This is a genomic window from Bacteroides sp. D1 (assembly GCF_000157095.2).
Classification (GTDB): domain Bacteria; phylum Bacteroidota; class Bacteroidia; order Bacteroidales; family Bacteroidaceae; genus Bacteroides; species Bacteroides xylanisolvens.
The window spans coordinates 154,922-166,892 of record NZ_JH114348.1 but is presented as its reverse complement, the minus strand read 5'-3'; the positions used below and the strand labels follow the sequence as shown (position 1 = coordinate 166,892).

At 42.5% G+C, this 11,971-nt stretch carries 6 protein-coding genes; 3 read left to right on the top strand and 3 right to left on the bottom strand.

Features of this window, described 5'->3' with window-relative positions:
* On the bottom strand, nucleotides 1–245 hold a 245-nt coding region (locus tag BSAG_RS25770), incomplete at its 3' end, for a hypothetical protein (protein WP_008997693.1).
* Between the two features lie 764 nt (nucleotides 246–1,009).
* Complete coding sequence (locus BSAG_RS25040; RefSeq protein WP_157442945.1) at nucleotides 1,010–1,177, bottom strand: hypothetical protein; 168 nt, start codon at nucleotides 1,175–1,177, stop codon at nucleotides 1,010–1,012.
* Between the two features lie 155 nt (nucleotides 1,178–1,332).
* Between BSAG_RS25040 and BSAG_RS05305 the strand changes: the two genes are divergently transcribed.
* From BSAG_RS05305 to BSAG_RS05315, 3 genes are all read left to right on the top strand, one after another.
* Nucleotides 1,333–2,157 carry an Rpn family recombination-promoting nuclease/putative transposase gene (locus BSAG_RS05305; protein ID WP_004315833.1) on the top strand — a complete coding sequence of 275 codons (825 nt, stop codon included), beginning with the start codon at nucleotides 1,333–1,335 and terminating at the stop codon, nucleotides 2,155–2,157.
* 168 nt (nucleotides 2,158–2,325) lie between these two features.
* The gene (locus tag BSAG_RS05310; protein ID WP_008016819.1) at nucleotides 2,326–4,533 is read left to right on the top strand and encodes a DUF5686 family protein; all 2,208 of its coding nucleotides are present in this window, start codon (nucleotides 2,326–2,328) and stop codon (nucleotides 4,531–4,533) included.
* A 207-nt stretch (nucleotides 4,534–4,740) separates the two neighbouring features.
* Complete coding sequence (locus tag BSAG_RS05315) at nucleotides 4,741–5,871, top strand: reverse transcriptase family protein (protein WP_008016821.1); 1,131 nt, start codon at nucleotides 4,741–4,743, stop codon at nucleotides 5,869–5,871.
* A 50-nt stretch (nucleotides 5,872–5,921) separates the two neighbouring features.
* Here BSAG_RS05315 and BSAG_RS05320 read toward each other — a convergent pair whose 3' ends face one another.
* Nucleotides 5,922–11,963: a DUF3320 domain-containing protein gene (locus BSAG_RS05320; RefSeq protein ID WP_004315838.1), complete on the bottom strand. Its 6,042-nt coding sequence runs from the start codon at nucleotides 11,961–11,963 to the stop codon at nucleotides 5,922–5,924.
* Nucleotides 11,964–11,971 lie beyond the last annotated feature (8 nt).

Sequence of the window (11,971 nt, the reverse complement as noted above, 5' to 3'; positions counted from 1 at the left end):
CGTAAATAAACGGCTTTACCACGGATAGGGAAGTCCTGAACTTCAATCTCAGGGAGGAAACCTTTTGAGTGAAGATGGAGATCAGAGTACTCAGCAGGAATAGTGGCTTTCTCCTCTAAATAAAGAATAAAGCAAGTATCCTGAGAAACATGATTGACTAGGGTAAAGTAATCAAGGATTCCTGAAGGCAAGAACAAGCTTAAAGAAGCAACAGGATCAATCGTTTGGGAAGAGGATGTTTTCATGATGCAAAAATAAGAATTTTAACGCAATCCCCCAAGGTTTCAGACTGAGCCTTCTACACGGGGGTACGGAACCGCCATATAGAATGAACATGAACAGGCATAAAAATGCCTGCCACGGAAATTGGCAGGTTTCCCCGCCTTCTGGTATGAAATGCACTACAAAGGTACGACAATTTTCTTCTTTGTCAAGAATAAAGTGATAAATAAAAAGGTAAGAGTAAGCATTTCTCTTTTTTATGCAGTTCTTAATTAAATGGGAATTTATCGGTTAAATGAGAATTTATCGGTTAGGCTGAAAGCCTTACAATTATATATTTATTGGGGTGCCCTGAAAGGGCTTAATTATATAGCGTAGGGCAACGCCCTACGAAAAAGACACACCAGCCACAAGCCCTGAAAGGGCGGAACTGTATACAATTATGCCCTTTCAGGGCGCAAATTCAAATTGTCGTTTTTACGTAGGGCGTTGCCCTACACTATATAATTAAGCCCTTTCAGGGCACTCCGCAAAATTATCATTTAGTTCATTTATGCACCGTTATGAATCAAACTAGCGGTGGTTTGATTATTTTCAAAAATCATGGTAAAATAAAGTATATCAACTTCTCTGCCAACTTAGAAATAAAAGTTTACTTTTGCCTTCCACAAGTTTCACAGACTCGTAAGTTGTAGTATGACAGATGTTTGCTGTGATTTAATGACCTCGTTTTAGCTTTTCACACTCTTCACACTCTAACGAAAAGCCCCCCGGTTCAAACAAAAGCTTAGGCGTTTCCTAATATGGAAGGATATAAGAAGATGAATATGACCGGATAACAGATTGAAATAGTTAACATGGTATCAGCCGACTGCTGTTGACCATACAGCCGACTGCAGTTGTCTAAGTCGCTGACTTTAGTTGACCGAACAGACGACTCTAGTTGTCTATTCATAAATCAACTTTAAAATCGTGATATAGAGTCGATATTACGTAGTATCAAACCATATACTTCATGTTAGGTATTGGTTTGATTTTATTTTATCCCATACTTGACACTATTCAACAAAAAAACTCTATCTTTGTTCTATAATTGAGATACAAGATATAATGGGAAGATTTATCAATCCCTTTACCGATTTTGGCTTTAAGTTTTTATTCGGCAGAGAGGTAGAAAAGGAGTTATTAATCGACTTCTTGAATGATTTGCTCGTAGGAGAGCATGTAATTACCGACATCCAGTTCCTAAACAACGAACAGCAGCCGGAAGTAAAAACAGAACGAGGACTTATCTATGATATATATTGTAGAACCAACACGGGGGAGCATATTATCGTAGAAATGCAGAACCGGGAACAGCCTTACTTTAAAGACCGTGCCCTCTTCTATCTTTCGAGGGCCATTACCCAACAAGCGAGAAAGGGGATTTGGAACTTTCAATTAGATGCTGTGTACGGAGTGTTCTTCATGAACTTCGTGATGGACAAGGATATACCCTCTAAAATCAGAACGGATGTTGTCCTTTCTGACAGGGATACAGGTAAGCTTTTCAATAGTAAGTTCCGGCAGATTTTTATTGAATTGCCGAACTTTAATAAAGAAGAGGATGAATGTGAAAATGATTTTGAACGCTGGATTTATATATTAAAGCACATGGATACACTTGATCGAATGCCTTTCAAGGCTCGTAAAGCCGTTTTTGAACGACTGGAAAAGTTAGCCTCCAAAGCGAATATGACCCAGGAGGAAAGAATGCAGTACGAGGAAGAATGGAAAATTTACAACGATTATTTTAATACGTTGGACTTTGCAGAACAAAAAGGTATACAAAAAGGTATACGAGAAACAGCCCGTAAATTGAAAGAACTAGGAGTGGATGATGATATTATCATAAAATCTACGGGTATTTCGAAAGAAGAAATAGAGAAATTATAATCTTTCTCCTATTATTAATAGACGACTCATGCATTCAAACATGAGTCGTTTTTGTTTATTCTTATATTCATATTAATCCAGTGTGAAAAGCTTCCTTCCCCTGATAACTCTTTTTAGTAGCTTAATTCCATTGCTTTTCGATATTCTTTTTTATATTTGCCTACGTTAATGAAGGAGATACGACGATTGAGAGATAAAATATTGATAGGATGCATATTGTGCCTGTTCTCTTTTATAGCAAAGGGGGCAGCCAATAATTATATAATGAATCCTTATACTCATCAGGAAATCTCCGCTGATTCCATTATAGAACGTGTGATGACCTTTGCACCTTTGTATGAAACGATAGTCAGCGATTATCGCGCGAACCTATATATAAAAGGTAAGATGGACATTCAGAAGAAGAATTTTATTCTCCGTTACGTGCCTTCGATGTTTCGTTTGCAAAAGGGGGTTCGCGAATATCTGCTTGAAACATACAGTGACCTGCATTATACGGCTCCCAATATTTACGACCAAAAAGTAAAAGCCTCTCAGGGAACTGTGAGGGGAAACAGAGGGTTGCCGGGTTTGCTCGAATACTTTAATGTAAATATCTACTCTTCGTCTCTGCTGAATGATGAACGCTTATTATCACCGTTGGCTAAAAACGGACAGAAATACTATAAGTACCGGATAGACAGCGTGATGGGTGACCCTAATAACCTGGATTATCGGATACGTTTTATTCCCCGTACCAAGAGCGATCAGTTGGTGGGTGGCTATATGGTGGTTAGCAGCAACGTTTGGAGTGTTCGTGAGATTCGTTTTTCGGGAAGATCGGAACTGATAACATTTACCTGTTGGATTAAGATGGGAGATGTAGGCAAGAAAAATGAATTTCTGCCGGTGCGTTATGATGTAGAAGCCCTTTTCAAATTCCTCGGAAATAAGGTAGATGGTAATTATACAGCTTCTTTAGATTATAAATCCATCGAACTGAAAGAAAAAAAGGTACGTAAGAAAGAGAAGAGGAAATATAATCTTTCGGAATCTTTCTCTTTACAGTGTGATACGAATGCTTATAAGACGGATGCCTCTACCTTTGCTATCATGCGCCCGATTCCTTTGAACGAAAGTGAGAAGAAACTATATTTCGACAATGCGCTTAGACGTGACACGGCTACCATACAAAAGCCATCCAAGAGTCAGGCCTTTTGGGGAACAATGGGCGATTTGATGGTAGAAGATTATAAATTCAATTTGTCCAATATCGGAAGCGTACGGTTCTCTCCGTTTATAAATCCGCTTTTATTCAGTTATAGCGGAAGCAACGGTTTGTCTTATCGACAGGATTTCCGTTACAACCGTCTTTTCAGAGGGGATAAATTACTTCGTATTGTACCTAAACTCGGATACAACTTTACGCGTAAGGAATTCTACTGGTCATTGAATGCCGACTTTGAATACTGGCCACAGAAACGGGGATTCTTCCGGTTGAATGTGGGTAATGGTAACCGTATTTATAGCAGTAAGGTGCTCGACGAACTGAAAGCCATGCCGGATAGTATCTTTAATTTCGATTTAATTCATCTTGATTATTTCAAGGACTTGTATTTTAATTTCCGCCATACAGTTGAGGTAGTCAACGGACTGGATATCGGTCTGGGTTTCTCTGCCCATAAAAGAACAGCCGTAGAGCCTTCCCGTTTTGTGATTACCGGTGATTATCCGATGCCACCTCCGGAGTTTATGGATAAATTCAAGAACACTTATATCAGTTTTGCTCCCCGCATCCGGATAGAGTGGACGCCGGGACTCTATTATTATATGAACGGAAAGCGAAAGATAAACTTACATTCTATCTATCCAACTTTCTCGGTCGATTATGAACGGGGAATTAAAGGAGTATTTAAAAGTACGGGCGAATATGAAAGAATAGAGTTTGACCTTCAGCATCAAATCCGGATGGGATTGATGCGTAATATTTATTATCGTTTCGGATTCGGGGCATTCACCAATCAGGATGAGTTGTATTTTGTGGACTTTGCCAATTTCTCCCGCCATAATCTTCCCGTAGGCTGGAATGATGAAATCGGCGGAGTATTTCAGGTGCTTGACTCACGTTGGTATAACTCCTCCCGTCGTTATGTGCGGGGACATTTCACCTACGAAGCTCCGTTCCTTATTCTCCGGCATCTGATGAAGTACACCCGTTATGTGCAGAATGAACGTATTTACATCAGTGCACTTTCTATGCCGCATCTTCAACCTTATCTGGAAGTCGGATATGGCATCGGTACGCATATTTTCGACGTGGGAGTCTTCGTAAGCAGCGAAAACTGGAAATTCGGAGGAATAGGCTGTAAGTTCACGTTTGAGTTGTTCAACCGATAGTTTTTCCCCGTTCCGGTTGTTTTATCGAAAGATTATACTTATCTTTGTATAAGAGAGGATGAGGGCCAAATTTAGCATCAAAGAGGTGTAGTCGCCTCGTAAGCACAGGTATTTTTCCTAGAAAATAAATTCTAAGGTATAAATACCTAAATTTATTTTAGTAAATAACTCATCCTCTCTTCTCTTTGTTTATATACATAATACAAAATGGACGGAATTCTAATAACGATACTTATTGTCACTGGTTTTCTGATTTATAAAATGATTTCCTCAAGCAGAAAACAAGAGGGGTATAAAAGATGGAAAGCGACAGACGGTAGTAAAGAAGAAAAGACTACTAAAGTAAAATGGGAGCATGGAGCCTGGCTTAGGCATGCTTTGGGAGCGACAGTTCCAAGAGCACAGTATGTTCAAAAGTATGATGAATCGGCTGTTGTCTGGTGTGCTAATCTGTTGGGAATGGAAACGGGACAATTGAAGGAAATACTACGAAACGTTTCTGTACATTACCGGGAATTTTGGATGAGAAAAAGAAAAGGAGGGTATCGTATGATCTCTGCTCCTAACAAAACAATGCAATCCATTCAAGCGACTATTAATTCTCGTATATTATCACCTGTAACAATGATTCATCCGGCAGCGGTAGGTTTCCGGAACGGTCATTCTGTAGTCGACAATGCCAATCCTCATTTGGGAAAGCGGTATGTGTTGAAAATGGATATTCATGATTTTTTCTTTTCTATACGGAGTCCGAGAGTGAAAAAGACATTTGAGAAGATCGGTTATCCGGAAAATGTATCTAAAGTATTGGGAACGTTGTGTTGTTTGCACAGACACTTGCCGCAGGGAGCGCCTACAAGTCCGTCGTTAAGTAATATCGTTGGTTATGAGATGGATCGGAAGTTGGCGGCATTGGCGGCGGAATACGGATTGACTTATACCCGGTATGCCGATGACCTGACTTTTTCGGGAGATGTATTTCCCAAAGAGCAAATCATTCCCCGTATTAAACAAATCATTCGTGATGAGAAATTCGAACCGAATCATAAAAAGACCCGTTTCATCAATGAGTATGGTAGAAAGATTATCACGGGAGTGTCCATCTCTTCCGGTGTGAAACTGACTATCCCTAAAGCCAGAAAGAGAGAGAGCCGGAAGAATGTCTATTTCATTCTGACAAAAGGTTTGGCAGAACATCAACGACGGATTGGTTCGAGTGATCCTGTCTATCTGAAACGGCTGATTGGAGAGCTTTGTTATTGGCGGTCAATAGAACCGGACAATAGCTATGTATCCGATTCTATTGCTGCCCTGAAACGTTTGGAGAAAGGGTATTAATCTAATTTCTCTCACCTGAATCTACTAGACAGGATCACTCGAACCAACATTTAATCCGCAATCGTCACCCGTTCGTTTTCAATTTTGGCATAATTCCTTTTCACGGCTTCGCGAATACCTCTTTGCATGGCAGCGTCTATGTTCGATCCCATACGGGCAAAGCCGAATTGTTGTGCACATGCTTTTATCAAATCTGCCACAGGCAGGCTGATGGAGTCTGTCAACAGTTGTCGGATGGCATTGGCTATCTCTTCGGGAGCTATATCTGTCGCTTCCCGCTCGGAAACCGGACGATAAATAGAGTAGGAGATGCATTGCTCTCTATCTTTCCAGCAGAAAACAAATCCTTCATGTTCGGTGCGATAGATATTTAGTGTATCTAAAGCCGTCTCTATCTGTGTTTCTACCCGTGCTCCCAGACGACTGATTCCCCATTCAGACAGAATCTTCTTGCAAAGTAATGATTTGCTGACCGGAGCTTCATTCTCTATAATCTTCCGTATTTGAGAAGTGAGGATAGAATAGCTTTCACTAAAGAAAAAGTCTTCCGGCGAATAGCTGCCTGGAGTGATCTTTGCCGATCGGTACTTTTGCTGTATTCCGCTTTGTGCGGAAGATGCGGAAGCAGTTTGCTTTTCAGAAGTGGCAGGTGATGCTTTGAGTACAAATGAAATTTCATTGTTATCTCTCTCTGCAGTCGGTACTGCTTCTTTTATTGACTCTTCTTTTATTGGCTCTTCTTTTGTTATTTTTTCTTTGTCTGTCGACTCTTTGTTCACAGATTCTTTTTCTGCTGTCATTGGGGCAGAATCAATTTCGGTGGTTGTCGTTGTTTGGGCATTAACCTTTGAACTCTTTTTGCGTGCGATAGCCTCTTGAATAGCAGCTATTACTTCGTCCGGTTTTTCCCACCAGTCCATAGTCCATATCCGGTAGATATCCCAGCCGAGTGCTTTCAGTACATTGTTTTGCACAATTTCCCGGTCACGTGCGGTCTTGGTACGTTTGTAGTTTTTGCCGTCGCAGATAATACCTAATTGATAGTTGGAGGTATTTTCGGTGTCAACGATACCTATATCTATTTTGTAACCGGAGCATCCGATGTCTGTATGCACGGTGTATCCCAATGAACGCAGTTTATCGGCAATGATATTCTCGATGGAGGCTGCTGTTTCCGTTGATTGGGCTGTCACACTGTTGATTGTATTCCTAGTTCCTTTCTCCGCATATTCGAGGAAACGTTTTAATCCGGCTACTCCGATAGAGGAAGTCCGGTTCAGGTCAATCATATCCGATCTTAAAGTGGAATAGATAATCATCTCATACCGGGCACGGGAAACGGCCACATTCAACCTTCTTTCGCCACCTACCCGGTTCAATGGGCCGAAATTCATGCTGACACGTCCTTCCGCATCCGGACCGTAGCCCACAGAAAAGAGAATAACGTCCCGTTCATCTCCCTGCACATTCTCCAGGTTTTTGATAAACAACGGTTCGTCACATTCCAGAGCAAGAGTTTCCAGTTCGGGATGGAAGATAAAGAGGTCGGAAAGTAAGTCTTCTATCAAGGCTTGCTGAACGATGCTGAAAGTCACCACACCGATACTTTTCTTTCTCAATTCCTCGCTTCTCAATCTTCTGGCTATTTCGTCTACCACCGCTTGAGCTTCCGCCCGGTTTTGGCGCGATTTGCCTTTATCATAATAACCGTTGATGTTGACTATCCTGACTTTCGATTCAATGTTGTCCGGAGAAGGGAAAGTCATCAGTTTGTTATCGTAATATTCGGAGTTGCTGAAAGCGATGAGGCTCTCATGTTTGCTTCGATAGTGCCACAATAAATATTTGGAAGGGATAGACAAAGCAAGGCAGTCGTCAAGAATACTCTCCAAATCCTCCATCTCAATATTATCTTCATCTACGGTGCTGACCGAGAAGAAGCTGGTAGGAGGCATTTGTTTCGGGTCCCCCACGATAATCACGTTTTTGCCTCGGGCAATAGCGCCCACCGCTTCATAAGTAGGCATCTGTGACGCTTCGTCAAAGACAATCAAATCGAATTTGTCAGCATCCGTATCAATGAATTGAGCAACGGAAAGCGGGCTCATTAGCATACACGGACACATACGCGACAATAAAGTAGGAATCTGATCGAACAGCTTGCGGATGGATATGCCACGAGCATTGTTGCGGATATTCTTTTGAAGGATGCCCACTTCGGAACTTTGGATAGCTTCGTGAGTAAAAGACGGAATGTTGGAAGCCAGCCGCGCAAACAATTCTTTTTTGGTCGTTTCTTCGAATTTGGCGGATATTTGTTTGTATTTAGCAATAATATCGTTGAAAATTTTGCCGTTGAATAATTCCAGCGTGGGTTCTTTGGCAATGATATACTGAATAACCGCCTGGTAGAAACTCTTGCAGAAGATGTCTGTCAGTTGGTCGGTAGGGATATTCTTTTCCTTATATTCTGTCGCGACAAATCCGATTCCTAGTTTATTCAGAGTTTGGTATGCTTGTAACCACTGATACCAGTCTTTGAGTTTGTCGAGGTTATGTTTCCAGGTTTGGGCTTTCGATAGCGCGATCGTTATCCAGTCGGCTGAAGAGGTATAAAGCTCTTCTGTTGATATACCCAACGTGCCGGACAACTTCTTTTCAATGACTGTGAGTGTATCCGACAACTGATACAGTTCATTGAAAGAGTGAGCGTGAATATCTCTGAATGTTTGAATCCCTTCTGTGAGCTGTACAGACAAATTCTGTTTGATTTGTGACACCTTGGCAATGTCCTTTGCGTAATTCAGCAAATGTGAGTGAAGAGAAGCCATATCATTGATAATCTGCTCAATGGCAGTCCAATCCTCATTCTTGCCGAATCGTCCGAACAAAGAGGGGAGTTGGCCAGTGTATTTCTGAACAGCGTCCTTTTCTTCCTGATACCGGATAATCCGGTGGAGTAGCGGTTTGATGTCTTCTGTTTCAATGGTTTTTAAAGCATAGATGTTGATAGCCTTTTTGATTTTTCGCTGACCGAAATATCTGGGAAGGAACCATTGATCGGATACCCGGTTCCATTCGGCTACCGTCTGCTTTGCGTTGATAGACAGAATCTCTTTGGTGAATCCTGCCTCTATTTCTTTTCTTTGTTCATCACGTTTTTGCCCATGAACCACCACTTCACGATATTCATTCAGCGTTTCATTCAATAACGGCAGAGTCAGCAATCCCGGAGTCAGCTCCGGAATATCGAGTATTCTCCGGATGATACAGGCAATCGTTTGGAAATCCTTGCGTGTAGGGTGTATATCCGTATCTTTCAGAAGTACGGAAAATACATCCAACTTCTGCCGGATGGTATTTAATAAATCTATGAAGCCGGTAAGTAATTGAGAGGCTTCTTCTTTTCCGGCAGATGAATACTCGGAAATCGAGATACCTGTTAATGGATGCCGATAAGGGTGTCCGCACGCATTGGCGGTTCTGACTAACGATTCGATAGCCTCTTCCCATTGCGCAAATGTATCCTTGTCTAATGTATCCAGATAAGGTTGTGGAATCTCAAAACAAGGTTCGACGTCTACAGATTGATAATGGATAATGGCGTCGTATAGTGAAACTCCGAACGGATATTCTTTATGCAGGGCTTCAATATACTGATTCAGTTCTGCCCGCAAATTCAGCAAACGTTCCGCTTCCTTTTTGAATTCTTCGGGAGGTGTCTGCCTGATAATTTCCGTTGTTTCTTTCAGTTGTGAAATAACGGCGGATTTCTTTGTTTTGTTGGAATGAATTTCCAAACAGAACGGAGCCAAACCGATAGCTGCCAGTCGGTTTTGAACAACGGAGAGGGCAGCCATTTTTTCCGCAACGAATAAGACACGTTTCCCTTTGTAAAGCGCGTTGGCGATGATATTGGTAATTGTTTGCGATTTACCCGTTCCCGGAGGGCCGTGCAGGATAAAAGTCTTATCGTGTACGGCTTCGTAAATGGCTTCCAATTGCGAAGAATCGGCGATGATAGGCAAAACGATGTCCGTTGGCGACAGTTGTTTGTCCATATCCGTTGCGTCTATTTCTTCTGTTGCGGCTTCCCATTCTATCTTTCCGTTGATGAGGCTTGACACAATTTTGTTCTGAACCAGTTTATTGGCATTATTGTGAATGTCATTCCACATGATGAACTTATTGAAAGAGAAGATGCCTAAGATGGCCTGCTCTTCCACGTCCCATTTGCGTTGGTTTTTGATACTGTTACGAATGATGGAATAAATCAGTTTGACGTTAACGCCGCTTTCATCGGTGGGCAACGGGTCTAATCCCGATACGGTAATTCCGAAGTTTTGGCGAAGCATTTCTAATAACGTAATATTCATCATCGTTTCCTCTTCCCGTGAACGGATTACATAGCCTTTAGCTGCCGATTTACGGATGATTTCAACCGGCATTAGCAGGATGGGAGCGTAGCGGAGACGTTCGCTGGAAGGAGTCTCATACCATTTCAAAAGTCCGAGAGCCAGATAAAGAGTGTTGGCTCCGTTTTCTTCAATAGAGGTACGCGAGGAACGGTATAGGTGAGTCAGTGCTTTGCCTAAATCGTTTTCGGACAGATAAAAACGCAGTCTTTTCTGTGAAAGCTCCGAGTTGATGAAACCAACCACCGGATCAGACTCCGGTACAGAGGAATAAATTCCGAAATCCATCGCCGGGCTTTCCCAATCGGCAGGGCGGTGCAGGATGCGGAATTCTTCACCGTCGGCCAATGCATCTTCCAGGCAGGCCAGATTAGCCGGGATCAGTTGGAGCGTGTTTTTGGTAATCCGGATATTCAGCAGGTTGTTGCGAAGGCTCAAGTCCAGCAACCGCCTTTCCCATAACAGTTGTTTGGTGATTACGGTCTGGGTTTCATTGCCCGATAAATCATACGGATTGATACTTTGCGGGGTGGCATGAACGGCACTTTTCTGAATGTTGGTCTCTTTTTCGTCGACTTCCCATACCTGTCCGTGCAAAATACGTTGAGGGATGGGGCGTACACCCGAATATCTCGCTCTCTTGATGTCTATTGCAAGAAGGAAGTTATTCCCGTCCGCCAACTTTCCGTTTGCTTTCTTCACCGCATCGTCAAAATCGGACGAATGTCCCATATTCATGCAGGTCGTTTCAACCAAAGTAATGTCGTAGATTCCTTCCGCTGTTCTTTTCGTTAATAGAGAAACATCATCAATCGTAGGATCCGGGAAAGTTTCCGGCACCAGCCAGGCGCCTGCAAAGGCATGCCCTTGCGTGATGACGATTAAAGCATTCAGCCCGATTGCCTCCAGACAGGAAGCATAGAGCAAAGCCATATCCAGGCAGGTTCCCAATTTCTGTGCCATCACAGAATCGGCTAACCGGACACGCTGCCCATATTCTTCGAAACTGGCGGGAACGGTACTGTATATAATCTGTTGCTCCGCGATAGCTGTATAGATGGCAGCCATCTGTTTCCTCACCCTGTCCGGAGTGCGGCTTTGATATTCATCGAGAGACGGGTTGCCGGTCCATTGCCCCAGGATGGAAGCAGCTCTTTTGATAATCGGCGAGATAGCCGTATGATTGGGAGTGATGAAAGCAGCCAGCATTTCGGGCAATACGTTGAGTCCGCCCCATTGGTCGTATGCCAGGATGTCGATAGGATATGTTTGGCAGAATATCGGTTCTGCTTCAGCAGTAATTTCAATTTTCAGGTTGCCGGATAAACGTTCGGTCAGTTGTGTGAAGTAGTTGGCGGACAAAGTGAGATTGAATGACGACAGACGGATCGAATCGTTGGCCGGGATCTGTTCAACAGCCATCGGAGCGGCGTTTCCGAAAGTCGGTTCTGTCGTGATTACTACTTGAATGTCCTTCAGTGGGACAGGTGTCGTGTTCTCAATAGAAAGCTGATGAATGATCGATGCTCCGTTTTGTTGTATCGCAAAATTAATAAGCGGTAAATAGTCGCATTGCACCTTGACTTTGTCCAATCTCTCGTCCATGGCAAAAACTGTATAAATTAAAGATTGCAATATTACAAAAAATACGGATATAAATCTCTTTTCTTCTGCCATTCTTTTGT

Coding starts and splice junctions, on each gene's coding strand:
- BSAG_RS25040 (WP_157442945.1), bottom strand. CDS start 1,177: ATGAATAGACAACTAGAGTCGTCTGTTCGGTCAACTAAAGTCAGCGAC.
- BSAG_RS05305 (WP_004315833.1), top strand. CDS start 1,333: ATGGGAAGATTTATCAATCCCTTTACCGATTTTGGCTTTAAGTTTTTA.
- BSAG_RS05310 (WP_008016819.1), top strand. CDS start 2,326: ATGAAGGAGATACGACGATTGAGAGATAAAATATTGATAGGATGCATA.
- BSAG_RS05315 (WP_008016821.1), top strand. CDS start 4,741: ATGGACGGAATTCTAATAACGATACTTATTGTCACTGGTTTTCTGATT.
- BSAG_RS05320 (WP_004315838.1), bottom strand. CDS start 11,963: ATGGCAGAAGAAAAGAGATTTATATCCGTATTTTTTGTAATATTGCAA.